Here is a 26452-nt window from a genome sequence, read left to right as displayed (position 1 = left end):
CCCATGCATTTAAACAGGTTATAGATTGATATTCCAGCACATCGTTTTCTTGTATCTCACTGATATTGCAACCTACATCCTAGGTAACGCTTATGGGTAACAGATAGCGATCGTAACCACCAAAAAAAAGCAAAAACATCATGGTAGTTGCAAAATCTATTAGGCAGCAAGCAATTTTAGAAGCCTATCAAGAAATTTTTCCGATCCGTACTCCGGGAGCGATTCAACCCTATGGTGTTTTAATTGCGATCGATCCGTTTACATTAACCATTAACTACGTCAGTCAGAATACCCGCAAGTATCTGGGGCTTGAAGCCAAAAAGTTACTGGGCCAACCCCTCGATTTTCTATTATCTGACCAGCAAATAGAGATCTTAAGGAATTGCCTGGTCAAATATCCCGATCGCCTCAATTCCCTGCAATTAACCCTTGCCTATGGTGATCAATCTCGCTGTTTTGATGCTTTTATTCACCAGGCTCCGGTGGCTATTTTCTTAGAGCTAGAACTAAGTGACTCCACCTCAGCAACTACCTTCCTTGAATTTCACCATTGGATCCAAGATATTTTGTTGCGGATGCAGCAGGCAAGCCATCTACCGGACTTTTTGAATATGGTGGCAGAAGACATTCGTGCCCTCACTGGTTTCGATCGGGTGATGATTTATCGATTCGATCGTGATGCGGCAGGTATCGTTGAAGCCGAGAGTAAAATTAGCGACATGCCAAGCTACCTGGGGTTGAATTTCCCCAGCATTGATATTCCGCCATCAGCCCGTGAACTATTTCAGCATAATCCCTGGCGGATGATTCCGAATGTGGATGATGCACCAGTACCTCTGATCGCCGCTGCTCATTTAGCCGAAGCCCCACCGCTAGATCTAGGCTATGCCACCCTGAGGCAAATCTCACCCTGCCATATTGAATACCTGAAGAACATGGGCATAATGGCCACCATGACAATGCCATTAATTAAAGATCGGCAACTGTGGGGTCTCATTGCCTGCCACCACAAAACGCCTAAACAAGTTTCTTCTCAGATTCGCACCGCCTGTACATTCCTAGGGCAGGTGATGTGTTTGGAATTAACTGGCAAGGTTAATTATGGCAAGCTAGATTATCAGAAAAAACTGCAAACCGTGCTAGCCCAATTGATTGAAACGGTGTCTCAATCGCATAATTTCCCGATCGCATTATTGGCATCAGACCCACAACTCCTGGAACTGACCGGGGCAAAGGGGGCGGCCGTGTGCCTGGGAGATGATATTAGTTTAATTGGGATAACCCCCAACCAACAGCAGGTACAGGACTTGATCGATGATATTGCCACCAGGATTGAAGACAATATTTTTTATACCGATGTCTTAGCGGAGCATTACCCATCGGCGATGGACTTCAAAGCGGCGGCTAGTGGTTTAATCCTCTTACAAATTTCCCGCGTAAATCGCTATTACCTGCTGTGGTTTCGCCCTGAGGTGATTCAAACGGTTAAATGGGCAGGTGATCCCGAAGATGCAATCACAGATACGCCCGATCGTGACTTGGTAATAGGGCCACGTAAATCCTTTGCCATCTGGCAAGAAACCGTTCAGCATTGCTCCCTACCCTGGCAAGACTGTGAAATTGAGGCAGCTTTAGAACTGCGCAGCTCATTGGTGGGGATTGCACTCAAGAAAGCAGACGAGCTAGCAGAGATTAATCTAGAGTTACAGCGGAGTAATCAAGAGCTGGATTCCTTTGCCTATGCTGCATCCCACGATCTCCAGGAACCGCTGCGCGGTATTTATAACTATACTGAGCTGGTTTTGCATGATGCTGCGGATAACTTAGATCCTGAAGTGGTAGAAAGGCTAACGTCTGTAATGGGCTTGACCCAGCGGATGCAGACCCTCATCGATACGCTTTTGCACTTTTCACGCTTGGGGCATGCTGAGCTACAACTACAGTCCACGGATCTAAATGCCATCATCGATCGCGTGGTTAAAACATTGCGAGTGAGTCGCCCTGAAGAAACCTTTGAGGTTAACATCCCTGAGCGATTGCCCACGATCCAGGCCGATCCGACGTTAATCGAAGAAATATTCAATAATCTGATTAGTAATGCCTTGAAATATAACGATCAAGCCCAGAAGGAGCTCGAAATTTCCTACCTAACCCCAGGGCACCCCGACTATGAGGCTGTAACTGCAGCCGTGGATCTACCCACCACCAAACCGCCAGTTTTTTATATAAAAGATAATGGCATTGGCATTCGCGATCGCCATAGGACAACAATTTTCAACTTATTTAAACGACTTCATGGTCGTGATAAATATGGTGGTGGAGCAGGTGCAGGGCTCACCATTACAAAAAAAATTGTTGAACGTCATGGGGGACAAATTTGGCTAAATAGTACTTACGGTAGGGGATCAACATTTTATTTTACGCTAGGAGTATAAATATTCGTTATTTTGCAAAATTTATCAGTTTACAAAAACAACAAAAATTTCCCAGCAAAAATCTTAATTTATGGAAAATACTCTAACTTGCCCCCTTTTGGTGGTGGAAGATAATGATACAGATTTTGAGATCATCCAACGCTTGATTAAAGACGCGATCTTGCATGAACCGATCTACCGATGTACAGATGGTGACGATGTACTTGACTTTATGTATCACGAGGGAGCTTACCAAAAGTCTAAACAGGCTCCTCGCCCTGCGGTGATTTTGCTTGATTTAAATTTGCCAGGAACGGACGGCAGGCAGGTGTTAGAGCAATTAAAGCAAGATATCCAACTACAGCAGATTCCGGTGGTGATCTTTACAACTTCTAATAGCCCGCAAGATATCGAATTTTGTTATCATCATGGGGCCAATGGCTATCTAGTTAAGCCGCTCGGATTGGGAAAACTACGGCTGACGATCCAAGCATTTGTAGACTATTGGTTATTGGCAAATATATCTCCTAGTGTTTATCAATAACTTGCTAACTGTGGATACACAAGTCAATAAGATCATAAGCTGTATATTTTCAGGTAAAATGAATTGCTAAAGACTTTATGATCATAGGCGAGTTCGTTCCAAGCGTAGCTGCATAGAGAGGTGATGGCAGTGCCAACCACCAATGCCAAAACAATTTTAATTATTGATGACTCGCCAGAAGATCGCTACTTCTACCAAAACTATCTATTAAAAAACACTGATAGCTCTTATCAGATTCTAGAAGCTGAGGATGGCGAAGCAGGGTTGTTGTGTTTACAGCAAAACCACTGTGATGTGATTCTGCTGGATTTTAATTTGCCAGATATGGATGGCTTAGAAGTGCTAGCAGCCTTAAATCAAACTACCGAATCATCCATTCCCGTAATTATGCTCACAGGACAGGGGGATGAGGCCACCGCTGTCAATGCGATGAAGCAGGGAGTTTATGATTATCTAATCAAACAACAGGTCACCGCTAATGTGCTGCAATCGGCAGTGCGCAATGCTTTAACGAAGTTTGAGTTACAAAAACGACTTGACCAAAGCCAGAAACGTCAAGCATTGATTTCGACGATCGCACTACGGATTCGGCAATCGCTAGATTTAGATCAGGTGCTCCGCCGCGCCACCATTGAAGTGCATCAGTTATTGGCTTGCGATCGCATCTCAATTTATCAATTTGCGCCCAATATGAAAGGATTTGTCGTAGCGGAATCCGTTAATGCTGGATGGACTTCCGCCTTGAAGCAAGAGATAGTTGACACTTGTTTCCAAAGTCAAGCAGGGCAACTCTATGCCAAAGGCAAAGTATCTGTCATCAACGACATTGCTCTGGTTCAGCTAAGCCCATGCTATTCAGAGCTGCTCAGGCAATTCGAGGTGAAGGCTAGCATCGTTGTACCGCTCCTAGTGACCCAAAATGTGCTGAGCGATCGACAGGAATCTGAATCTTTATTGAGTTCAAGTTCATCACCCGATCGAATCTCGAAACTGTGGGGGGTACTAATCGCCCATCAATGCGATCGGCCACGCACCTGGCAAGGGGAAGAAATTGAACTAATCGAAGCACTGGCAACCCAACTTGCCCTCGCCATTCAACAAGCTGAGATGCTGTCTCAAACTCAAATTGCCCTGAAACGCGAACATGAACTGAGAAAGCTAAAATCTCATATTTTATCAACCATTTCCCATGAATATCAATCACCTTTAGCCTCTGTTTTGGCAGCAGCAGCAACTCTCAAAATGCATCAAAAGGCTCTTTCGACTGCGAAACAAGGAAAGTTGCTCGATATGATTGCGGAGAGAGCCCGACATATGAGTAATTTAGTCAATGACATGCTGATTATGAATCAGAGGGAAATTGGTGCAGTTCCATTTCAACCCATTTACTTAGATATTGAGAAATTCCTGGCGAAATATATTAATGAATATTGTGAACAGGCAACCGATCGCCTCATAACATTTGAAATCACCGGAAATGTGCCCCCTTTTTATATCGACCCAAAAGCACTCCAACAAATTGTCAGCAACCTCCTATCTAATGCCATCAAATATTCTCTACCTAACAGTAAGGTTGAGGTGCGTTTGTATGGCCAACCCTCACAAATTATTCTGGTTATTCAAGATTATGGCATTGGCATTCCCGCCGCAGATCAAGCCGATCTTTTCCAACCCTTTCATCGAGGTAGTAACGTTGAGTCATTGGCAGGTACTGGGTTGGGATTATCGATTGTCAAAGCTTGCGTAGAGATGAATGGCGGCACGATTGCCTGCCAAAGCGAGCTTGGCCAAGGTACAAGAATTACAGTTGGTTTACCTAGAGCAAATCCCAAGCAAGTTTAGAGCTTTATACGTTTTTGCGACAAGGCTTCTTGATCCTGCCCCCAGAGTGCATTTAAACGCCGATCGCGTCCGCAGGCATAGCGATAGTATTTATATTGCAGCGAATGGGTTTGATAATAGTTTTGGTGATAGTCTTCGGCGGGATAGAATTCATCCGCTGTGGTGATTGCGGTAACGATCGACTTGTTTAATTGTTTGGCAATTTCCTGTTTGGACTCGATCGCCGCTGCTTTTTGTTCAGGGCTATGGGCAAAGATGCCGGTGCGATATTGATTGCCGCGATCGCAGAATTGGCCACCAGCATCAAGGGGATCGACATTGCGCCAGAAAGTGTTTAAGAGCGTTTCATAGCTTACTTTTTTAGGGTCATAGGTGATTTGTACCGCTTCCGCATGGCCAGTACGCCCCGATGAAACCTGCCGATATGAAGGATTTTCCACCGATCCACCCGTATAACCAGAGGTGGTTTCTAGCACGCCATCGATCTCGTCAAATGGGTGCTCCATACACCAAAAACAACCACCAGCAAAGGTGGCAACTGCCAGGTTAGGATTATCAATTTCTGCTTGGGCGATAGCACTAACAGATGGTGGGGCAGAGTTGGTCGGCTGAGTGCCAATATTCATCATGATTAGCAGCAACCCAAGAGCAGCAGCGGCGAGGAAAGCGATCGATCTTTTCATGGTTATTTTGCAAGGGTGTTTATGATGTATTTAAAGTCTAAAGTGAGGGGCTAATTTAGTTACGCCGATCGCTATGGTAATGGATTGCGATCGCCCTGCTTAATTGTCTGCGGTAGTATTTTGATAGCCCGATATGGTTATGTTAATTAGCCTAGAAATATTTGTATGTGGATGTAGAGGCAATAATTTTATTCAGTCCTGACAATTATCATATGATCCATAGGCTGAGCATTGATTTAAGCAGGTGAATATTGATTAAACCAATTCATCGTCCTGTTCCAAGCCCACCAGCGATCGGGGTCTTGCCATTGCCGCTGACAAGCCTTATTGCTAATAAAACCCACATGACCGCCATACTCGCTCAGCATTAGCTCAATCTTGGGATTATGGCTACAGGCATGATCCAAGTCGGGCACGATCGTAGGATCGAACATCGGGTCATCCGCCGCATAAATTACCAGGGTTGGCTTGGCGAGTTGAGGCAAAATCGGCAGTGCGCTACTGGCATCATAGTAAGCTTCGACGGTGGGGAAGCCGAGCCGATCGATTACGAATTCATGGTCAAAACCCCAGATCGTATTGGCACGTTTGATTGCTTCCGGGTCAATCGTACCGGGGTGAGCTTCATGAATCCGCTTGACTAATTTTTTTAATTGTCGGGCAATGGCGCGATCGATGCGTTTGCCAACAGTTGAACTCATCAAATAGCGGAGCGATCGATTGGAGTCCACACTGGGGCAAATTACTGCACCGCCGCCAATTTCATTGCTACTAAGTTCGATATTAAAACTACATTCCGATCGCCATGCCTCGATCGTATTGGCCGCATGAACTGCCCACAGTGCCAGTTGCCCACCCAAAGAAAAGCCAGCAAACCAAAATGGGGGTTCATAGCCCAGTTCCTTTGCCTGAGCCGCAATACAGACAAAATCTTTGCCCTCATGAATGCCGTCGGAGGTAAGCGTTGGTGATAGCTCCGCTGTTTTGCCGTGGGCACGCCAATCAAATAACACCACGTTGTAATTATGGGCATGGGCTTTACGACCCAGGATTCTCAGAAACCATTGATCCTGCACATCACCGGTGATGCCATAGGTGCCAATAATCGTCCCCCGCGATCGCTCTTGTCCCGCCCTGGCCATGATCCCAAACAGTGGCACATCGCCTGCCCCTTTGAACACATGTTCTTGATAGGTTGGTTCCGGTTCAGCGGTATATTTTTGCCAATCTTTGCTTGCCCTAAATGCCGTATAGACGGTCATTGCCGTGCCGTTTTTTAGCAGTTGGGGCGGTTCATAATCAACGTTATACATGTGGCGCTAATTCATTAGATGATCAGTCTAGAACTATAGCCCTTTAGCCTCGGTCTGGAATCTTGCCCAGTAGATAGATTCTCTAATCAGTTAAATTAATTACTAAATTAACTACTACAAACTTATCTAGCCGCGATCGTTAGACTCAAGTAAATTCAACTAATTGAACCTGATGGCATCAATAATCACTTTGATACCTGATGCCTATCTGATACCTGAGACCGCAACTACTTATTACTAGAACCAGGATCGATCCGCATTAATACTTGCCCATATTCCACTGGTTGGGCATTATCTACCAAAATTTCCACAATCTTGCCGCTCACCTCGGATTCGATCTCATTCATCAGCTTCATCGCCTCAATGATGCAGACAGTTTGCCCCTTGCCGATCGGGTCGCCAACTTCCGCAAATGCTGGTTCCCCTGGCGCAGGAGCACGATAAAACGTACCCACCATTGGTGAAGTAATTTCTTCCCAGTTGTTTTCTACCTCCGGTTCTGGGGCTGGAGGCGTAGCGGCGGGAGGGGCAGCCACGGGAATATTTGCCGCCATCTCGATCGCTGGAGCGGTAGCAATTGGCGCTACTTGCACCATTTTTTGATCGTTTTTGCGAATATTCAACCGCAGATCGCCAGACTCCAGAGTCAATTCGGAGATATCGGTTTGGTCTAATATTTTAATTAGTTCTCTTAACTGCTCCAGGCTAAATTCCACTAATTTTCGCGCCCCAGATAACTGTCACTACGAGTATCAATTTTGATCTTCTCACCGATCGAAATGAACAACGGCACCATAATTTGTGCTCCGGTTTCTACGATCGCTGGCTTGGTGCCACCAGTGGCCGTATCACCCTTAACGCCAGGATCGGTCTCAGTGATTTCCAACACGATCGTATTTGGCAGCTCCACATCAATTACCTTGTTGTTCCAGGTAATCACGTTCACTTCCATGGTTTCTTTGAGGTACTTGACCCGATCGCCAATCTGAGCAGCAGTCAGGCGCGATTCTTCGTAGGTGCTCATGTCCATAAACACATATTGATCGCTATCCATATAGGTATATTGCATGGCATTTTTTTCGATTACTGCCTGCGGTACCGTTTCCCCAGCGCGAAAGGTGCGTTCAATTGTGCTGCCAGTTTGGGCATTTTTGAGCTTGGTACGGACAAATGCCGACCCTTTGCCTGGCTTCACGTGGAGGAATTCAACCACCCGCCACGCGTCGCCGTCTAGTTCGATCGTCACACCGGGTCTAAAGTCGTTACTAGAGATCATATTACCTAGCGTAATCTTTACTGATTGGTAGCTGTAGGCACAGCATTTTACCTGTGTTTGGTTGCGTCACTTATTGTCTAGTTACTACATAACCATCTACATAAACATTACATAAATATCTAGACAGAAGGCGCATATCTAGCTGCCCACTAGTGGCATTAATTGCCAGAGTCATTCTACCGCAGAGCGGTAACCTGGTTATGGTTTTTAACTAATCAAAATTAATCCAGATTTAGGCAAGTTTATCAGGGGCTAGTCCAGCTCTTTCAAAATCTTGAACCGGACGTGGTTAACTGCCAATTCACCGATCGAAAAGGGCTGGGGCTTGATCGTCTCGAAGGTGATCCCCTTGCCAATTTCGACGTGATACCAGGGCAAACCCATAAAAAAGCGGGTTGGATATGGCCGCACGCCCGTATCGTCGGGATTAGACTCCATTGGTAGCCAGCCGATCCCAGGGATATAAAACTCAATCCAGACATGGTTGTAATACTGATCGAGCGGTAGATTATGCTGATCGGCAAAGGGTGGACATTTATAGCGCCCCACGGTGCGGCAGACAATCCCATTTAGCCTGGCCAGCGCCAGCAACACGCCCACATATTCACCGCAGGAGGCCGTACCGCGCACCAACACTTCATCGGGGCTTTGAATATAAGGTTGCATTCGGTAGGATAGCTTGTCGTAGACATAATCACGGATCAGCAGCATTTTTTTGAGGATATTAGTCTCATCGCCCACCGCTTCCCTGGCCGCCGCCATCACGGTTGGATGCATCATTTCCAGGCCATCATCATCCACCAGATAGGTAACCTGGAGATGCTCCGAGGGCATTTCGTCGGTGGCCGCTTCCTCGAACGGTACTTCATACTTGATCCCGCGTAGCTCCAGGGTGGCCTTCCAACCAAATAGCTTGGCCTCGCCTGCCCGCAGTTCACCAATGTTAAACACAGCCACTCGCTGCCCATCTACGATCTCCTCGGTGAAGGGGATACCCATCGGATCGATCGATCGCAACTTTTGCCGATCGGTATCGGTGGGCAGGGCGATCCGCCAGGTCAGGTTATGCACATCTTTGGGTTCCTCCTGGGAGATTTCTTCTAAGTAGGTCATCTCCACCAGATAACCATTGGAAAGGGTGTAGCGGGGTGTTTGATCAACTACGTGGATTAGCTCTAGCTGATGTATAAAGGTGCGATCGCGCACTTGCACCGAGAGCGGGTCGGGATCATTGGGGTTATCTCGAATGTAAAATTCATCACCCGTATAGACCACATAGAGATCGCTGCCGCAAAAGTCCAATCCGGTTGGGTTGGCAAAGGGGGTGAGGGCGCGCATTTTGACATCGGCGGTTTTGGGATCAAGTTGATAGATGGTTTCTTCGCCGCGATCGCTGACCCACAGATCCCCTTCGTGGATCGTGAGCCACTCTGGCCCAATTCCTGGCGCGGGCATGACCCGAATTAAACCCCTGGTGGCTCGACCCACCACAAAAATACAATTTACTTCCTGGGAGCTGGCATAAACTGCCCCTTCGGACACGGCGATCCCATTGATTTTGTTGGGCAACTCCATGAACGGCAGCAGCTCGAAGGTGGTCATGCTGCAATAAAAAATACCGTTGTCTTTGGCCACCCACAGGGTATCGCCACTGATTGATATGCCGGTGGCATCCCGAAATTGCTCGGTGGTGTGGCAGTTGAGCACGGTGGCTGATTCGGTGAGTGGATCGATTTTAAGCAGATTGCCAGTATATGCATCGAGGGAGATTGCGTATTGCTTGCCGTCGATCGTGTGCCAGATCAGGCTAAACATGGTGTATGCACCGACGGGGCGAATGGTGCGCGGTAGGCTCAATTTGGCGATCGAGGGTTTGATTTGTTGTTCTAGCAAGATCGGTATTCCTAATTCCTAGGTTTTGGGGTTCTGGTTGGCAATTTGTTGCTATGTTAGCTGGTTTAGGGAGTGGCAATATTATTCTAGGCTACAGATTTTGGGTTTGGCGATCGCGGTGGACGGAGCGACTATTTTTATAGATCACCACGGCGTTGTTGCATAAAAGAAACGGAGCGGTAGGTTATGGTACGTTTTAACTACCATGAAAAAACCCCCACAATACCGCGTCCGCAACTGGCAAGAGTATAACAAAAGCCTCAAACAGAGAGGAAGTCTAATTTTCTGGATTAGCAAGGAGGCAATAGAGATGTGGCTAGAGCCAGAGCGATCCGGCAACAGAGGCGCATCAAACAGATACAGTGACCAAGCGATTGCGACGATTGCGATGCTCAAGAGCATATATGGATTGGCAGGCAGACAAGTCACCGGTTTGGTCGAATCATTATTTACCCTGATGAACATAGACTTACCGGTGCCAGACCACAGCACAGTTTCAAGACGGATGGGCAAATTAGCGATCGAGTTACCCCATCAAAAGACTCAGGCAGCGAGACATGTGGTGGTTGATAGCACCGGCGTGAAAGTTTACGGAGAGGGAGAGTGGAAAACGCGTCAGCATGGCATAGGTAAGCGTCGCACCTGGCGTAAAATTCATCTGGGCGTAGATGAGTCAAGCGGTGAAATTCTTGCGGCAGCGGTTACCAGCAACCAATATCATGATGGCCAAATTCTACCTGAACTGCTTAATCAGATTGAGGATGAAATTAAGCAAGTATCTGGGGATGGTGCGTATGACCATCGTGACTGTTATGATGCAATCTCTGCTAGACAAGCCCAGTCAGTAATTCCACCACGCAAAAATGCCAAAATTTGGCAACATGGCAATTGTAAAGCACCACCGCATCCGCGTGACCAAAATTTACGGCGCATCCGTAAGGTTGGTCGTGCCAAGTGGAAACGAGAGACTGGCTATCATCGGCGCTCACTGGCAGAGACTACTATGTTTAGATTGAAGACTATTTTTGGCGGTAAGTTACGCTCACGAAATTTTGATAATCAAGCGGTGGAGCTGTTTTTACAGTGCGTGGCTCTTAATCGTATGATGATGCTATGCAAGCCTGATTCTTACCTGGTTGAAGACTAAATTGGAGAATCTTGGCAGGAGTATTGTCCCTTTCTTCGATTCATGCAACAAAGCCGATCACCACATCAAAATTGGTCTCAAATCCTGTAGATCGGTAGATCGACTGTAATCACAATCTATTCGCAGTAGTGCTTACTGCAATTTCCATGCATAGCGATTATGTTTAATTGGACTTGATATTACTTGATCCTACAAGAACAGGAGCTTACCAAATTTCCGCTAAATTCAACTCAAACTCCGGCAATACATTCTCACCAGATAACTTAGCCGGATTCTCAATTACCTCAGCAGGGCGATCGCCTCGGTAGATTGTAACTTGCTTATTTTGTGGATCGATCAACCAGCCCAGCCTGGCACCATTTTCAATATATTCATGCATTTTGGCCTGAGTAGTTTGAAGCTGATCGCTAGGTGAAACCAGTTCAATCACAAAATCTGGACAGATCGGTGCAAATTTCTTTTTGGCTTTTTGATCCAGAGCATTCCAGCGATTGTTGCTAATCCAAGCAGCATCGGGCGATCTTATGGCTCCATTTGGCAACGTGAATCCAGCCGAAGAGCTAAAACATTTACCCAACTTAAATTGTTGGTTCCAAACATATAGTTGACCGTTAATCGAATGGTCTAAAATACCAGTTTCGCTGCCAGTGGGCGGCATCGCAATCAATTCTCCGGTGGCGGTGCGCTCCAATTGTAGATCTGGGTAATCATGACATAACCGATCGAACTCAGCCAAAGAAACTAAGCGACCAGGTGCTAATGCTGGGATCGGGTTGGCGTGAGGAGAAGTAGTCATGGCGATCGACCATTGCAATATTGTGTCTATTTTAGCTTGCCGATTAGAAGACAATCGTAAAGGGTCGTTGGACTATAACTGCATCTAAAACTGCATCTAAATAGCCTAAATAGCTAGGAATAAGGGCGATCGAAATTGCCAATAATTCAATCAATCAACAACCCTCTAATGTGCAAGGGAAAGGCTAGTCTAAATCATTGGGCTTAGCTAACCTGCTTGAGGAATCACATTAAACGAAATACAGATCCGATCGCGTTGCTCCCGCTGTTCAGCCTGCGCTTGAAAAGGAATTGTGGCATGCCAGAAATAAGATGGGAATAAGACCAATAAACCCGCTGCCGGAGTGATTGTATATTGGGCTAGTTTTGATTGCTGATCGAGGCCAGGAAAGAGATCGCCAAAGCTGAGATTCCCAGCATAGCTAGACTTGTTGCCCACCTCCGTAGGGAGCTGAATATAATAAACACCACTGCAATAGCTCTCTGGATGAATATGTGCAGTCTGCCAGCCTTCTGATTCCAGCACCACTGCCCAACCGCTTAGTTGCCATTGCCAGGGTGGATTAGCAAAAAAGGAGTTATTGCTATGGCTTGCGATCGCCTGCGCTTGCTGGAAATAATCCCTTAGTTTTTGGTCGATCGCCTGAGCCAGGTTAGTAATTAGGGGATTGTGATCTTGAAAAATTTCATAGGTCTGCTGGCCGTAGTTAATCGGCTTACCGGGGCGATCGCGCAACAGGGTTGGATGCTGATAAACATATTTTGCTAGGGCGGCATTGAAATCAGCGATCGATCGCCAGCTAGTTTCAGTCGCGTCACGATTAACTTGCTCTGATCGGTGAATATCACTACCGATCGCTTGATCGAGGGGGTAAGAAACAACTAAACGCTCAAAATCAAAAATCTCATTGGCCTGTTGCGATTTACTAGTTTGCAATGCTAAACCCAGATGAGCATGGGCTTTGATATGTTGTGGGTTGAGTTGGCGGGCTTGTTCAAATTGCGCGATCGCCCGATCGATTTCCCCATTTGCATTCAAGGCAATCCCCAAGCTGGCATGGGTATCAGCAAGTGAGTTATCCTGCACCAGCATTTTTTCATAGAGGGCGATCGCCTCTGGCCATTGCGATTGCTTAGCATAAATTTCCGCCAAGCCAGCCATTGCTGACAATGAATTAGGGGCATGGGTCAGGACAGTTTGATAGCTGTCGATCGCCCCTTGATCCTGGTTTTGCTGGGCGAGCAGAAAGGCCAGGTTAATATGGGCAGTCGGGGATCTGGGCACAATGTTAATCACTTCGCGGTAGCAAGCCAGCGCCATTTTGATATTGCCGCGCTCATAGAAAGTTGCCCCAATATTAGTGAGCGCATCGATGGATAAGGGCTCGATCGCAAGGGCGTTTTCATAGGCATGTTGAGCATTTTCAAGATCGCCTTTGCGAAAGAATGCCATCCCCAAAGAAGCAAGGGCATTAAAGGAATTGGGCTGTAAGGCCAGCGCTTTCGTATAGCTAGCGATCGCGCGATCGAGATTACCCTTCGCCTGCAACAAATCACCCAACATAGTTTGGGCACGGGGGTGGAGCGGATTGAGGATTAGCGCTTTTTCCAGGGTGACGATCGCCTGATCTGACTTGCCCTGCTCCGTATAGGCAATGCCCAAATTCAAGAGTGAATCCGCTGATTGGGGATTGATCGCGGCGGCTCGATCATAGCAATCGATCGCTTGATCCAGTGCGCCTACAGCACGATAGAAATTACCCAGGTTATTGAGATAGCCAAAGTTATTAGGATCAAGGTGGATCGCCTGTTTAAGCAGCTCGATCGCCCCTTTGGGATCGCCCATTTGCCCCTTTAATACGCCGAAATAATTTAACAGTCTAGGATGATCAGGTGTTTTGGCCAGCAAGCTTGCATAGATTTCTTTGGCCGCAGCCAGGTTGCCACTTTTGTGTAGCGCTAAGCCCTGGCTGAGCAGATCGCTGGCAATATTATCCTGGGATTGGCTCGCACCAGACATAGCATTGAGCAAACTGCGATCTCTCTGAGTCTGGTTGCCGTTTTTAGCAGCTTTTCTTCTTTGCTCTCGATTCACAGCTTTTTATGCCTCAACGCACTAATGTAATGGGAATATGGGGATAATTAATTATTTAATTATATGGATATAAATGCCTAAGCTATGCAAATTTTATGATCTAGAGATATTGGTTATTGATTGGTGCTTGGACGATCGCAGTTTTTTTACCTTTTGCCTGAGTCAGTGATAGTTGTAGTTTGGCGGCTGAGGCTGATGCCCAGGGTTACACCAACCAGCAGCAGCGCAATCCCCACCGCTATAAAGGTAATATCCATACCAAAGCGATTGCCCAGAGGCGTGCTCACAAACGGCGAGACAAACTGCCCCAGGAAATAGGCAGCGGTCAAAATCCCCAGCGCCCTACCACGAATTTCAGCCGGAGCCGCGATCGTGGTCCAAACATTCAAGTTCGGCATGATTAAACCTGCCCCCAGACCACCAATCGCCAGGCCTGCTAGGGATTGCACATAGCTATTGGCAGCACCCAGCGCGACGTAACCAACGCCAAACAGCACAGTTGCCAGGGCAATAATGACGGCAAAGTTCAGCTTAGCTTTGATCCGGCCATAAAATAGGGAGGCGATCGAACTAAACAAAGTAAATAGCGCCATCGCCAAACCACTCTGACCAGCACTGGCCTGGGATAAGACCTCTAGATAGTAGGGCAATTGCACCGGGATCATATAAAAAATGGTCATATAGGCAAACGCAATCACATAGATCACGATTAGCATCGATGGCGATCGCGGCATCTTGCTGATTCGATTAATAACGGTTGGCTGAACCTGAGTTGGGCGATCGGCAGTTAGGGCATCCTGACCATGCGCATCAACAACCTGCGGGTTAGCAACTGGAGTAGTGATTTCCTGCTGTACTGTGGTGGGTAAATTTGCCCGTGGTTCATAGAGCACAAATAAAATAAACGGCAGGATCGCAAATGCGGCGAGATAGATTAAAAATGGCAATCGCCAACCTAGATCCGCTAGTTGGCCTCCCACAGAAAGAAAAATCACACCACCAAAGCCCATTGCGGCCGCTTGAATACCCATAAATTGCGATCGGGCGGCACCAGCATAGTAATCAGCGATCAAGGTTGTAACTGCGGTCATCAGCCCAGCTACCGCCACCCCCAAAAAAGCCCGGCCGACAATAATCGCCCCCAAGGAACTGAGTGCATATCCAGAGCTACCCGCCACCCCATATAGCACCGTAGCACCAACCAGGAGGGCTTTACGACCAATCCGATCGGCCAACAGACCAGCGATCGGGCCACCAAACACAATTAACAGAGCAGGCATGGTTAGCACCAATCGCACCAGATATTCAACCCCCTGCACCTGATCAAAATGGGCTTCCATCTTTGGTAGGGCAGGCGCGATCGTTGCCCCCGACATCACCGTCAGGGTGCTAGCCGCTAGCAAGGTGGCTTTGAATAGGGTGGTTTGCGAAAGCGGTCGATCTTGCTGCATGACTTACCAACCTTTGCGAATTTTTTAAATTGATCGGTGATAATTTTTGATAGAACATGCCTATTAATGCTATATCCCGATCGCAATGCCTATAAGTCTAGCCCACAACCAAATTCCCGCAGAAAATGCTCGACCCCAAGCATTTAATATTTCAAGCCAGAGGAGAAAATGATTGCCCCTCTTTTCTTTAAGTTTGACAGAGCTTTTATACTTTAGCTAATTGCATATTGCATAATAGGCTATATATTTGCTTAGATCTGCTTTTATCCGCTGGTTAGTAACCTGAATTCTCAATATTTTTGAATTCTGAATACCGATCGCCTCACACAATTTAAGAATTAAGTAAGTAATTAAAAATAATTAACAGTAATCAAAATTTATGCGTAATTAGTAGTTAGAAATTAAAAATCCAGCAGCAAGAAGGAACATTATCCGATTGCCGATCGCCCTAGTATTTAGGTGGCAGTTGCAATAAATATGTGGCGCATTGAACGCATTGAACGCATTGATCAGCGGTATTTATAGGTTTGGTGGGAGAGCCTCAGTGAGTCAGGGGTTGAAATATAAATTATTTGATTTAGCAACCAGCACAGGGCTATGCCTGGGTTGTGGTTTGCTGGCGATGAATATTTCGGTGGGGCGATCGATCGCCAGTCAATTTGACTTGCCCCCCGCGCCAATTTCCGATATTCCTGATATTCCGATTAGCCCTTCACCAATTCCCGATCAGCCATTACCGCCCATTTACGCCCAGGATATCAACGAGCAGACCAATATTCGGGTCTATGAGATCGCCAGCCCAGCGGTAGTTTCAATTCAATCGGGGCGGGGTAATGGTAGCGGTACGATCATTGATCCTAAGGGGCTGGTGCTTACCAGTGCCCATGTGGTCAGGACAGCGCAAAAAGTCACCGTCAGGCTGCTAGACGATCGTCAGTTTGATGGGCAGGTAATTGCCAGCAGCCGCGATCCAGACTTGGCCTTAATTCGTCTCGATCGAGTAACTGAACCCTTGCCCCATGTGGAATTAATTAGCAGCGCCAATGATATTAAAGTGGGTCAACGTGCCTTTGCGATCGGCAACCCCTTTGGCCGCTTTGCCGGTACATTAACCACCGGCATTGTCAGTCGTCTCGACCGCGATCGCCATCTAATCCAGACCGATGCGGCAATCAATCCGGGTAATTCTGGGGGCCCTCTGCTCAACAGTCGTGGTCAACTGATCGGTGTGAACTCAGCGATTTTTACCGCCAGAGGCAATGAAGGTAGCATTGGCTTAGGGTTTGCGATCGCTGCGGACCCGGTTAAAGATTTTGTTGCTGCCGCCCTATCAGGACAGATCGGTATCGATCGATCGTTCAAGCCGCCGATTAACCTGGCGCTCAATGGTCGTGCCAGCCGCGCTGCCCTGACCGCAAGTGATGAAACCCTACCCGATGGCAGCTTTTATAAGGCATTCACGTTTAATGGTACAAGTGGCCAAAAGGTGAATCTGCAAATGCGCAGCAATGAGATCGATTCCTATATGATCCTGCTGGATGGTGAAGGGAATAAGATCGCTGAAGATGATGATGGTGGCAGTGGCAATGATGCCAGCATTACACTCACGTTGCCCAAAGATGGCAATTATGTGGTTTATGCCAACACCTATGATGTGGGCGAAATAGGTAACTTCACGATCAGTGCCCAGCCGTTGAATATTAATCCAAATCGGAGTATTCCCCCATCTTTTCCCAATAGTAATACACCGCGTAATTCCGCCAGTGCCTTTAGCCCTGCTCCCAATGTGATTCTGCAACGGCGAGGGATATTAGGCCCCGGTAGCAGAGTGCTAGCCAGAGACGGCAGCCTATTTGAAGCCTTTAGCTTTGAAGGTATTGCTGGCCAAGTGGTAGAAATCACCTTAGCCAGTGAGGATTTCCGTCCTTATTTGGTGCTGTTCTCGCCCCAAAAGCAAGTGATCGAACAGAATTCAGGGATAACAGCCGATCGCCAGAACGCTGCAATCACGCTCGAACTACCACAGACAGGCACCTATGGGATCGTTGCCAATACTTACGATCAATCCGGTCGGGGTGAGTATGTGTTAACGGTGAAGTCATTGCAATAGCTCCTTGCAACCCGATCGATTTAATTTAATATGCTATTGGTAATATTTGGCGGGATAATTGCTGTGGTGAGGATTTGCTGGTGCGATGACTGAGGAGCAGGGCGATCTTAGCGAAAATAAGCCTGATCGGGCGGAGGAGTTATCGGCCTCTGAGATCGTCGGTTACCAGGAATCTGAAATAACATCTCCTGAGACGGAAGATATAATTGAGGTGAGGCTTAGAGAGGCGGCCTATGATGCTCCGTTTGTTGAAATAGCAGCTTATAAGTTAGAGCAAGACCGACTAAAGCTAGAAAAACAAAAAATTGAATTTGAAGCTGAGCGATCGAGGCAGGAATTAGAGCTAGTTGATAACCAGATAAATGGAGAGCTAAATTTCAGGAAGTTATCTTTGTATTTGGGGCTAACCGTAGGTTTGGTAATGGCATTGGTTGACATCCCAGGAGCATTTATTGTTATTGCTGTGTCTATTGGTTTAGGGAAAGGTATGCCTGATCTTTTTAAGTTTTTGCGTGATAAATTGCCTGGAAGTGGAAAAGGTAAAAATAGCGATGGCCAATAGATCTAGCCCCAAACAAGTTAGCTACGCTCCTTTTTTTGTGGGCGTTTATATGACCTTGTTTATTGGTGGGTTGCTTTATTTCTCCAGTGTTACTAAATCTGAACATGCTAGAAATGCATCCTTGTTTGTGGCAGGAATATTGCTGTTGCCTGCGGTGAGCGCGTTTCAAATTCAAATGGGTGGTGGGAGCGAATCTACTAGTTCGGCATTGGATGATTATTTGCGGGAGCGACTGAGAACGCCGCCTAAAGAGCCGAGCACTAAAAAAACTAAAAGCTATAGTGAGGCTGTATTTGATCAATTGAAAACGCAAGAGCAGATCGATCGCTACGTTGTCGAGAGAATTTTAAAAAGGTTAGGGGAAATTGTTCGACAGCCTACGATTAAAGAAGGAATTGCACCTAGATCACTAGAGAAAGAAGAAGTAAAGATATTAACCACAAACTTTGAAGTATTAAAATCTGTAACCAAAAAATTGTCTCTTTCAGCTTTAGATTATTTAAAACTAGGCAATGCTTACTTTGAGGAAGACAAATTTGAAAAAGCACTTGCTAGTTATAATAAAGCTATAGAGATTAATCCAGTATTAGATGAAGCTTGGTTTGGGTATGGAGTTGTGCTCTATGAATTAGAACGTTTTAAAGAAGCACGAACTAGCTTTGAAAGAGCAATAGAAAGTAATCCAGATTTTTATGAAGCTTGGATTAATCATGGTAATACGCAAGGGCAGTTAGGTTGCTATGAAGAGGCATTTAATAGCTACGAGAGAGCCATAAAAATTAAACCTAGATCATATGAAGCATACTTCAATTATGGCAAAGCATTGGAAGAATCAAACCATTTTAATAAAGCTATAACTCAATATGATAATGCTATTAGCATTAAGCCTGAGCGTTTTGAAGCTTGGCTTCAACGTGGTATTAACCAAAGTAAGTTGAATCTTTATGATGAATCAATAGTGTCTTTTGACAAAGTTATAGCAATTCACCCAAGTTATGCTGGTAGTTACCTCTGTAAAGCCTGTGTTTATGCCTTACAAGGAAATACTGATCTAGCGATCGCAGACCTTAAAAAAGCGATCGAACTAGATCCCAAATACCTTGAAATGGCAAAAAACGATCCAGACTTCGACAACATCCGCAACGACGATCGCTTCAAGCAACTAATCCAAACCTGCGAAGAAAAACAGCAGCAAGAACCACAGACTGATTGAGGTAGGATCTTAAAGACAATCCCACCGACAAGCAGCCATGTCAGCAACGATCGCTAAATTTAAATTCGTGATCATGTTTGTTCTGGCACTGCTCCTCACCAGTATCCTTAGCCTAGCGATCCAGCTTAGTCAAACCAGCAACGAAGACCCCGACGCATTACCGCCGATCGTAGTCAATGATCCGAACCTGCAAGTAGAATGGGCGATCGCGCCCCGGTTCGATAGCTTTGGTAGTTTCAAAGATGGGATCGCCGGAGCCAGCCGCTACGATGAATCCGGCTACATCAATCAGCAAGGTGAATTTGTAATCCCGCTCCAATTCGAGGATACCAGCCAATTCAGAGAAGGCTTAGCGCGGGTGAAGCTGAACGGTAAATATGGCTACATCGACAAAAACGGGGAAATAGTAATTGAGCCCCAATTTAGCAAGGCTCACCATTTCAGCGAAGGGATCGCCTTTGTAGCACTCGATCGAGAACCCCCCATTTATGCCGCGATCGATAAAAACGGCCAGATCTTATTTAAACTGCCCCCCAGAGCCAAGGCCGAAAAATTTGTCCAGGGTTGGGCAGTAGTAGAGCGGGATTATCAGTGGGGATACCTCGACAAATCGGGCAAGTTGGCGATCGTGCCCCGATTCCACGCCGCCAGAGATTTTAGCGAAGGTCTTGCCGCCGTCAAACTCACCAAGTCACTCAAAAATAGCAATTGGGGACATTGGGGATTCATCGATCGTGCTGGACATGAGGTAATCAAGCTGCCTTTTGAAAGCGTTTTGATTGCACCAGATGCCGCCGATTTTTCCGAAGGGCTGGCGGTGGTTCGACGAGATGAAAAGTATGGCTATATTGACAAGTCGGGCAAGGTCGTGATCCCGATTCAGTTTGATGTCGCTTATAAGTTTAAGGGTGGGTTGGCGATCGTGCGGCAGCATGGCAAATCCGGCTACATTGACCAAACCGGCAAATTTGCGATTCCGCCAAAATTCGACTGGGCCTATGAATTTACTGATGGTCTGGCGGGGGCGGGGTTGGATGGCAAGGGTGGTTATATTAACAAAAAAGGTGAATTTGTAATCGCACCCCAATTTGATGTTTTGTTTAACTTCAGAGAGGATCTTGCCGCAGTGCAATATAAGGGCAAGTTTGGTTATATTCGCAAGTCAAGCAAGCCTGAAAGCTAGAGCTACAGCAGAATCAACAAGCTAGCGACCGAATTTACGCCGCAGCATTTCCCGGTTTTGATTTGCTTCCTTAAATCCTGGTTTAAGCCCCTTGGCCTTTTCATAGGCCGCGATCGCCGTATCCACCTGCCCCAGTTTCTCGGCCGCAAACCCCAGATTATTCCAGGCATCAGCCAGATTGGGTTCTAGATCCAATGCCTTTTGCGCTGAGGCTAAGCCTTCTTCATAGCGCCCCAAATAGTTAAGCGCGGTGCTGCGATTATTCCAGGCATAGGCAAAATCCGGTTTTAGCTCGGTGGCTTTGGTGGCATGTTCAAATCCCGCTTGATAGTTTTCCTGGCGCAAGTAGGCATAGGACTTACTCCACCAGGCTTCCGCATATTCTGGATTGATCTCTATGGCGCGATCGCAGGCGGTCAGGGCTTCGTTGTAGCGCTCCATAATATTCAAGGCAAAACACTTGCCCCACCAGGCTTCGATATTATTTGGCTCGATCGCAATCACTTCTTCATAGGTCTGCAATGCTGCGCTGGGCTGCTCCTGGCGGAGATTTTTGGCCTTCTGGATTTTCTCGACTACTTCAGGATTCACTTCGATCGTGATTGAGGGCGACTCGGCTGGTGTCGGCTCAGTAGTAATCGGGGCAGCAGGATTGGAGGCAACCGGGCGATCGGCAGCATTACGCATAATCAGCGACGTGGCTAACGCAATCGCGGCGATCGTGCCACCGATCAAGAGCTTCAGCGGTGGAAATTTGCGCTCAGGCTGATTATTGGCCAGCTCAGATTTATTAAACTTACTAAACTTGCCTAGGGTGGGCAGAATCGAGCTGTTGGATTTGAAAATTATGGTTGACGCTGGCTCGGCTTGCTTGTTTGTCCTTGGGTCAGGTAGATCGCTATCCGGGTTAGGCTTAACGATCGTGGAGTCGGCAATGGCGCTAATATTAATTTTTTCTAGATCGGCAAGTACCTGACTGGCGGACTGATAGCGATCGCGGAAGTGAGATCGGGTCATCCGATTGAGTAGATCGATCAAGGCTTGATTGTGCAAGGTGGCGTGGGGCTGCCAGATAATTTCGCCAGTGTGGGGATCTTCGTCCAGGTTGGTGGGTGGTTTTCCTGTTGCCGCCTGGATTGCGGTGATGCCCAGAGCAAAAATATCACTACTAAAGCGGGGTTTGCCACCCTGTTGTTCGTAGGGCATGAATCCCGGCGTGCCGATCGCCACAGTAAAGGTTGATTTGCCATCGGGATCGGTGACCAGAGCGCGAATGTCTTTAACTGCGCCAAAATCAATTAACACAATCCTGCCATCGAGGTTGCGCCGGATCAGGTTATTGGGTTTAATGTCGCGGTGAATCACCTGGTTTTGGTGGACAAAATCCAGCGTTGGCAGGGTATCGCGCAAAAAGTCCAGCACCCGCCGATCGCCCCACACATGGCTATGGGCTAGCTCATCACCCAGGGGCGTGCCATCGACAAATTCTTGCACCAGGAAAAAATCTTGATCGACCTCGAAGTGAGCCATCAATTGGGGAATCTGAGGATGGCGACCGAGTAAATATAAAATTTCTGCTTCGCTCTCGAACAGGCGCTTGGCCGTGCCGATCGTAAACGCATCGCCGGATTGGGGCTTGAGCCGCTTGACTACGCATTGGGGATCGCCAGGTAGGTCAGTGTCTTCGGCGATGTAGGTTTCACCAAAGCCACCCTGCCCTAGTTTGGCAATAATTTGATAGCGACCTCTTAAAGTTGTACCGATCATTTGCTTTTTTGGCCTAGCCAGACTGTCCATAACCATTACAACATTAGTGCGATCGTTAATGTGATTCAATTGTGCCGATCGCTATTTTTTGTTGTTAATTTCTGCGATCGAAGTGGGGCAGAGGCCGCAGGTTGCAATTAAGCAAATATGCCCATTATTCTATGTGACTGGTTTGGGGGGATTTTGTTTCCGCTTTGTTGAGGTTGGCAGGTCGCTAAATCTTGATGTTATGTTGCGGTTGGTATAATTAATTCTGCATTTAATCTTTGGGTTTATGAAAAAGCTGCTGCTGGTTGCGATCGTTGCCTGGTTTGTGTTTGTGGGGGTTGTTTTTATGCAGGCTGACCTAGGGTTTTCGGATGCGCAAGAGACAGAAATTCGAAAATTGATTTGGGACGAGATTGGAAATAGCAATTTAGTTGGTAATCAGTTGAGGATGGAAATTGAACAAAGCCTATCAACTGAGCAGACTTTAGAAATTCAGAAGATAGCGAGAAATGAAATAGACAGACAGTTTAGTTTTACACTAAACCTACTAAATGGGTTGATTGCTACTTTAGTCGCTATACCAATTATCATTGCAGGTGCTACTTTTTTCTTACAAAAAATTATTAGGAATCAGTTAGTTTTAAGTATAAAGAAAGAGGTAGAGCCAGATATCGAGAAGGAAGTAAAAGAACAACTTGCTAGCTTAGTAAAAGCTGAACTCGACAAGCAAATAGGAGGATTTGCAAATAGCTTAGAGGAGCTAAAGTCAAAAGCATTTTCTCAGTTTGAAGAGTTTAGAAAAAGTCTAGAGGAAAAAGATCAAGCTATCGCTAAGCTGTCTGAACTTACGCCACCTCCTGGTGCTAGTAAGAAAGAACAAGAAAACGTCTCGCCTGAAGTTAAGCAACAGATTCAAGAGAATAGAGGTAAGATTGAGCTGATATTAAAAAACAATCCGAGCTTACTGCTTACAGCAAATGATCATATTCAGCTAGGTGTCTCGCTGTATTTTGAGGGGAAATTAGAAGAAGCGATCGATAGTTATGATAAAGCAATAGAAATTAAGCCTAACTATGCAGTTCTTTACTACGATAGGGGAGGTCTATACTCTCTACAAGGTAATGTCATCAAAGCAATCCAAGATCTTAAAAAAGCTATCGAACTAGATTCCACACATCTCAACATGGTAAAAACAGATAAAGACTTTGACAACATCCGCGACGACGATCGCTTCAAAGCCTTGATCCAATCATTTGAAGAAAAGCAAGAGCCAGAAGGCAATCAGGATTAAAACATCCACCGTACAGATAAAACAGCGATCGGTTAATGCCCCAGCCGATCGACCATCTCGATCGAGTATATATACTTAGAAGTATGCAATAGATCCCATGTAACCCTAGTATAGGTATTGATCGCCCACACTAAGGGGTGAATTTATATGCACCACATATAGATTTAAGGAGAAAAATATAGGAGCAAATATGATCGCAACCATATCCACCGAGCAAATCGATAAAATCGTTGGCAACCAACATCAAGACCCCTTCGCGGTGCTTGGAGCCCATCAGGTGGAAAGCGATCGCACCGTTGGCAAGGTCAAATGGCAAGTACGCGCCTACTTACCCAACGCCGAGGCCGTGACTGTGGTTCTGCCCCAGGATCGGGATGAATATGCGATGCAGTCCTATCACAATCCCCACTTCTTTGTCTGTGAGATTGAAACACCCGAACTAGCCAACTATCAACTCCGCGTCAAAGAAGGCGATCACGAGCGCGTAATCCATGACCCCTATGCATTTCGATCGCCCAGCCTGACTGATTTTGATATTCATTTATTCGGCGAGGGCAACCACCACCGCATCTATGAAAAGCTTGGATCGCATCCCGCTCAGGTGAATGGCGTAGCAGGAGTAAACTTCGCGGTTTGGGCTCCCAATGGCCGCAACGTTTCGATCCTGGGCGATTTTAATAGCTGGGATGGCCGCAAACATCAAATGCGGATGGTCGGTGGTGGCATGTGGGAATTGTTTATCCCTGAGCTAAAAATTGGCGATCGCTACAAATACGAAATCAAAAATACCTTCGGCCACATCTACGAAAAATCCGATCCCTATGGCTTTCAACAGGAAGTGCGTCCTGGCTCCTGCTCGATCGTAAATGATCTTGAATACACTTGGAACGATCAAGACTGGCTCGAACAGCGCCGCTCTAGCAATCCCCAAGAGCAGCCCGTTTCCGTTTATGAACTCCACCTCGGTTCCTGGCTCCATGAAAATGCTGATTATATCCCCAAGGATGCCGATGGCAATCCAGAGCCCGTCGTAACGCTCGGCGATAAGCCAGGGGCGCGATTCCTTACCTACCGTGAATTGGCCGATAAACTGATTCCCTATGTAAAGGAAGCTGGCTTCACCCACATTGAGTTAATGCCGATCGCCGAGCATCCCTTTGATGGTTCCTGGGGTTATCAAGTGGTGGGCTACTATGCCTGTACCTCCCGCTATGGATCACCGCAGGACTTTATGTACTTCGTCGATCGCTGCCACCAGGCCAACATTGGCGTGATTGTCGATTGGGTGCCAGGTCACTTCCCCAAAGATGCCCACGGGTTAGCCTTCTTTGATGGTACGCATTTGTATGAACATGCCGATCCCCGTCGCGGCGAACATAAGGAATGGGGCACGCTAGTTTTTAACTATAGCCGGAATGAAGTACGCAACTTTTTGATCGCCAATGCCCTGTTCTGGTTTGATAAATATCACATTGATGGCATTCGGGTTGATGCGGTCGCGTCCATGCTCTACCTTGATTACGATCGCACTGAATGGATTCCCAATCATTATGGTGGGAATGAAAATCTAGAAGCAGTTGAGTTCTTGCGCCAGCTCAATCATGTGATTTTTGGTTACTATCCTGGCATCATCTCAGTCGCCGAGGAATCCACCTCCTGGGCAATGGTTTCGCGCCCCACTTATTTAGGCGGTTTGGGCTTCAATTTCAAGTGGAACATGGGTTGGATGCATGACATGCTGGACTATTTCAGCGAAGACCCAATCTATCGCCGCTACCATCAAAATAATGTCACCTTCAGCATTATGTATGCGTTCAGTGAAAACTTTATGCTGGCGCTTTCCCATGATGAGGTAGTGCATGGTAAACGCAGTTTGATCGGTAAGATGCCAGGGGATGAATGGCAAAAATTTGCAAACCTACGTTGCTTACTGGGTTATATGTATGCTCATCCTGGTAAGAAAACTATGTTCATGGGAATGGAGTTTGGTCAATATAGCGAATGGAATGTAAACAACGATCTCGATTGGCATTTGCTAGAGCATGAACCCCATCGTAAGATGCAGCATTTTGTAGCGATTTTGAACAAAATCTATCGCCGCGAGCCCGCCCTCTATAGCGATGACTTTTCCTATAATGGGTTTGAATGGATCGATTGTAATGATGCTGATCATAGTGTGGTTTCGTTCCTGCGTAAGGATAAGCATTCTAATGAATTTGTGGTCACAGTTTGCAACTTTACCCCCAATCCTCTCTACGACTATTGGGTTGGTGTGCCGGAGGCAGGCTTTTATCAGGAACTGATCAACAGTGATGCAGAGGAGTTTGGCGGCAGTAACATCGGTAACTATGGTGGCAAGTGGAGCCAAGCATGGTATGAACATCATAAATGGGATCATTGTCTATCGCTGACGCTGCCACCATTGAGTGTGTGTATGTTTAAGTGGGTGTTACCTGAAGATGCTGATATTAACCCTGTAGGGAAGTAGTAGTCCACCACAATGAATTTGATGCTTAATTTGCGATTGTAATAACTCTTTTGCAAGAATGCGACCAATCATAATTAACGTGGTCGAGTAGTAGTGAGAATGATCAGTTAAATGACACAAAGGTCAGTTATTTCTTGGCTTAATTCTACGCATACGGCAATAACCTGGCGCACGCATATGTCAGTACAATCATGCAATAAATACACATACCTGGAAATTGCCAAATGCAAGACTTAGCTATGGTAGGCTTTGAAGAACCCTTTCTGTATTTGCTAGGATGATTTATTAATGGGACTAATGGGGGAAATTAAATCAAAATCAGTGCTACGGGCAGCAGCAGCAAGTAATGAGTAAGTAAATGGACTTAGCGATCGGTAATAATCCAAAGCGATCGCTC

19 protein-coding genes are annotated in these 26452 nt (G+C 46.5%); 10 read left to right on the top strand and 9 right to left on the bottom strand.

Features of this window, described 5'->3' with window-relative positions; all coding sequences use genetic code 11:
• Nucleotides 1–140 precede the first annotated feature (140 nt).
• The 3 genes from PSE7367_RS10625 to PSE7367_RS10615 all read left to right on the top strand — a co-directional run bounded on the left by PSE7367_RS10625 (nt 141) and on the right by PSE7367_RS10615 (nt 4800).
• A complete protein-coding gene (locus tag PSE7367_RS10625) occupies nt 141–2435 on the top strand; it encodes an ATP-binding protein (protein ID WP_015165351.1) in 2295 nt (764 codons plus the stop codon).
• A gap of 70 nt (nt 2436–2505) precedes the next feature.
• Nucleotides 2506–2958, top strand: a complete 453-nt coding sequence (locus PSE7367_RS10620; protein WP_015165350.1) for a response regulator — start codon at nt 2506–2508, stop codon at nt 2956–2958.
• A 123-nt stretch (nt 2959–3081) separates the two neighbouring features.
• On the top strand, nt 3082–4800 hold the full coding sequence (locus PSE7367_RS10615) for a hybrid sensor histidine kinase/response regulator (RefSeq protein WP_015165349.1): 1719 nt from the start codon (nt 3082–3084) through the stop codon (nt 4798–4800).
• On the opposite strand, the gene msrA is transcribed toward PSE7367_RS10615, so the two are convergent.
• From msrA to PSE7367_RS10590, 5 genes are all read right to left on the bottom strand, one after another.
• Nucleotides 4797–5483 carry a peptide-methionine (S)-S-oxide reductase MsrA gene (gene msrA / locus PSE7367_RS10610; protein WP_015165348.1) on the bottom strand — a complete coding sequence of 229 codons (687 nt, stop codon included), beginning with the start codon at nt 5481–5483 and terminating at the stop codon, nt 4797–4799. The two genes, PSE7367_RS10615 and msrA, sit on opposite strands and share 4 nt — an antisense overlap.
• Nucleotides 5484–5719: 236 nt before the next feature.
• On the bottom strand, nt 5720–6796 hold the full coding sequence (locus tag PSE7367_RS10605; RefSeq protein WP_015165347.1) for a YheT family hydrolase: 1077 nt from the start codon (nt 6794–6796) through the stop codon (nt 5720–5722).
• A 227-nt stretch (nt 6797–7023) separates the two neighbouring features.
• A complete protein-coding gene (gene accB / locus PSE7367_RS10600; RefSeq protein WP_015165346.1) occupies nt 7024–7512 on the bottom strand; it encodes an acetyl-CoA carboxylase biotin carboxyl carrier protein in 489 nt (162 codons plus the stop codon).
• Nucleotides 7512–8072 (bottom strand): elongation factor P, encoded by a 561-nt coding sequence (gene efp / locus PSE7367_RS10595; protein ID WP_015165345.1) that lies wholly within the window; start codon nt 8070–8072, stop codon nt 7512–7514. The genes accB and efp overlap by 1 nt, the downstream gene beginning before the upstream one ends.
• 252 nt (nt 8073–8324) lie before the next feature.
• Nucleotides 8325–9965, bottom strand: a complete 1641-nt coding sequence (locus tag PSE7367_RS10590; protein ID WP_015165344.1) for a transglutaminase-like domain-containing protein — start codon at nt 9963–9965, stop codon at nt 8325–8327.
• A gap of 205 nt (nt 9966–10170) precedes the next feature.
• Between PSE7367_RS10590 and PSE7367_RS10585 the strand changes: the two genes are divergently transcribed.
• Nucleotides 10171–11112 (top strand): IS5 family transposase, encoded by a 942-nt coding sequence (locus PSE7367_RS10585; protein WP_015163958.1) that lies wholly within the window; start codon nt 10171–10173, stop codon nt 11110–11112.
• 205 nt (nt 11113–11317) lie between these two features.
• Here PSE7367_RS10585 and PSE7367_RS10580 read toward each other — a convergent pair whose 3' ends face one another.
• The 3 genes from PSE7367_RS10580 to PSE7367_RS10570 form a co-directional block, all read right to left on the bottom strand.
• A complete protein-coding gene (locus PSE7367_RS10580; protein ID WP_015165343.1) occupies nt 11318–11908 on the bottom strand; it encodes a Uma2 family endonuclease in 591 nt (196 codons plus the stop codon).
• A 207-nt stretch (nt 11909–12115) separates the two neighbouring features.
• Nucleotides 12116–14002, bottom strand: coding sequence for a tetratricopeptide repeat protein (locus PSE7367_RS10575; protein WP_015165342.1), 1887 nt, complete (start codon nt 14000–14002; stop codon nt 12116–12118).
• Nucleotides 14003–14148: 146 nt separating this feature from the next.
• A complete protein-coding gene (locus PSE7367_RS10570; RefSeq protein WP_015165341.1) occupies nt 14149–15453 on the bottom strand; it encodes an MFS transporter in 1305 nt (434 codons plus the stop codon).
• Between the two features lie 544 nt (nt 15454–15997).
• Between PSE7367_RS10570 and PSE7367_RS10565 the strand changes: the two genes are divergently transcribed.
• The 4 genes from PSE7367_RS10565 to PSE7367_RS10550 all read left to right on the top strand — a co-directional run bounded on the left by PSE7367_RS10565 (nt 15998) and on the right by PSE7367_RS10550 (nt 20521).
• On the top strand, nt 15998–17563 hold the full coding sequence (locus PSE7367_RS10565; protein ID WP_015165340.1) for a trypsin-like peptidase domain-containing protein: 1566 nt from the start codon (nt 15998–16000) through the stop codon (nt 17561–17563).
• 85 nt (nt 17564–17648) lie between these two features.
• Entirely contained in the window at nt 17649–18125 is a 477-nt protein-coding gene (locus PSE7367_RS10560) for a hypothetical protein (protein ID WP_015165339.1), read from the top strand.
• Nucleotides 18094–19338, top strand: a complete 1245-nt coding sequence (locus PSE7367_RS20430; RefSeq protein ID WP_198013406.1) for a tetratricopeptide repeat protein — start codon at nt 18094–18096, stop codon at nt 19336–19338. Before PSE7367_RS10560 ends, PSE7367_RS20430 begins: the two co-directional genes overlap by 32 nt.
• Nucleotides 19339–19375: 37 nt before the next feature.
• The gene (locus tag PSE7367_RS10550) at nt 19376–20521 is read left to right on the top strand and encodes a WG repeat-containing protein (protein ID WP_015165337.1); all 1146 of its coding nucleotides are present in this window, start codon (nt 19376–19378) and stop codon (nt 20519–20521) included.
• A 21-nt stretch (nt 20522–20542) separates the two neighbouring features.
• On the opposite strand, the gene PSE7367_RS10545 is transcribed toward PSE7367_RS10550, so the two are convergent.
• Nucleotides 20543–22288, bottom strand: a complete 1746-nt coding sequence (locus PSE7367_RS10545; protein ID WP_071881391.1) for a protein kinase domain-containing protein — start codon at nt 22286–22288, stop codon at nt 20543–20545.
• Nucleotides 22289–22562: 274 nt separating this feature from the next.
• Between PSE7367_RS10545 and PSE7367_RS21560 the strand changes: the two genes are divergently transcribed.
• Both PSE7367_RS21560 and glgB read left to right on the top strand, forming a co-directional pair.
• The gene (locus tag PSE7367_RS21560; protein WP_015165335.1) at nt 22563–23567 is read left to right on the top strand and encodes a tetratricopeptide repeat protein; all 1005 of its coding nucleotides are present in this window, start codon (nt 22563–22565) and stop codon (nt 23565–23567) included.
• Nucleotides 23568–23757: 190 nt separating this feature from the next.
• Nucleotides 23758–26055: a 1,4-alpha-glucan branching protein GlgB gene (gene glgB / locus PSE7367_RS10535; protein ID WP_015165334.1), complete on the top strand. Its 2298-nt coding sequence runs from the start codon at nt 23758–23760 to the stop codon at nt 26053–26055.
• Nucleotides 26056–26452: the final 397 nt, after the last annotated feature.

The sequence above is a fragment of the Pseudanabaena sp. PCC 7367 genome (assembly GCF_000317065.1).
Taxonomy (GTDB): Bacteria; Cyanobacteriota; Cyanobacteriia; order Pseudanabaenales; family Pseudanabaenaceae; genus Thalassoporum; species Thalassoporum mexicanum.
The sequence above is the reverse complement of the archived record's forward strand: the minus strand, read 5'-3'. Positions and strand labels throughout refer to the sequence as shown.

What these genes read in the sequence shown, in the direction of transcription:
- PSE7367_RS10615 (WP_015165349.1), top strand. Translation starts at nt 3,082, where the DNA reads ATGGCAGTGCCAACCACCAATGCCAAAACAATTTTAATTATTGATGAC.
- PSE7367_RS10585 (WP_015163958.1), top strand. Translation starts at nt 10,171, where the DNA reads ATGAAAAAACCCCCACAATACCGCGTCCGCAACTGGCAAGAGTATAAC.
- PSE7367_RS10620 (WP_015165350.1), top strand. Translation starts at nt 2,506, where the DNA reads ATGGAAAATACTCTAACTTGCCCCCTTTTGGTGGTGGAAGATAATGAT.
- msrA (WP_015165348.1), bottom strand. Translation starts at nt 5,483, where the DNA reads ATGAAAAGATCGATCGCTTTCCTCGCCGCTGCTGCTCTTGGGTTGCTG.
- PSE7367_RS21560 (WP_015165335.1), top strand. Translation starts at nt 22,563, where the DNA reads ATGAAAAAGCTGCTGCTGGTTGCGATCGTTGCCTGGTTTGTGTTTGTG.
- PSE7367_RS10605 (WP_015165347.1), bottom strand. Translation starts at nt 6,796, where the DNA reads ATGTATAACGTTGATTATGAACCGCCCCAACTGCTAAAAAACGGCACG.
- PSE7367_RS10560 (WP_015165339.1), top strand. Translation starts at nt 17,649, where the DNA reads ATGACTGAGGAGCAGGGCGATCTTAGCGAAAATAAGCCTGATCGGGCG.
- PSE7367_RS10545 (WP_071881391.1), bottom strand. Translation starts at nt 22,288, where the DNA reads ATGATCGGTACAACTTTAAGAGGTCGCTATCAAATTATTGCCAAACTA.
- efp (WP_015165345.1), bottom strand. Translation starts at nt 8,072, where the DNA reads ATGATCTCTAGTAACGACTTTAGACCCGGTGTGACGATCGAACTAGAC.
- PSE7367_RS10570 (WP_015165341.1), bottom strand. Translation starts at nt 15,453, where the DNA reads ATGCAGCAAGATCGACCGCTTTCGCAAACCACCCTATTCAAAGCCACC.
- glgB (WP_015165334.1), top strand. Translation starts at nt 23,758, where the DNA reads ATGATCGCAACCATATCCACCGAGCAAATCGATAAAATCGTTGGCAAC.
- PSE7367_RS10580 (WP_015165343.1), bottom strand. Translation starts at nt 11,908, where the DNA reads ATGACTACTTCTCCTCACGCCAACCCGATCCCAGCATTAGCACCTGGT.
- PSE7367_RS10625 (WP_015165351.1), top strand. Translation starts at nt 141, where the DNA reads ATGGTAGTTGCAAAATCTATTAGGCAGCAAGCAATTTTAGAAGCCTAT.
- PSE7367_RS10550 (WP_015165337.1), top strand. Translation starts at nt 19,376, where the DNA reads ATGTCAGCAACGATCGCTAAATTTAAATTCGTGATCATGTTTGTTCTG.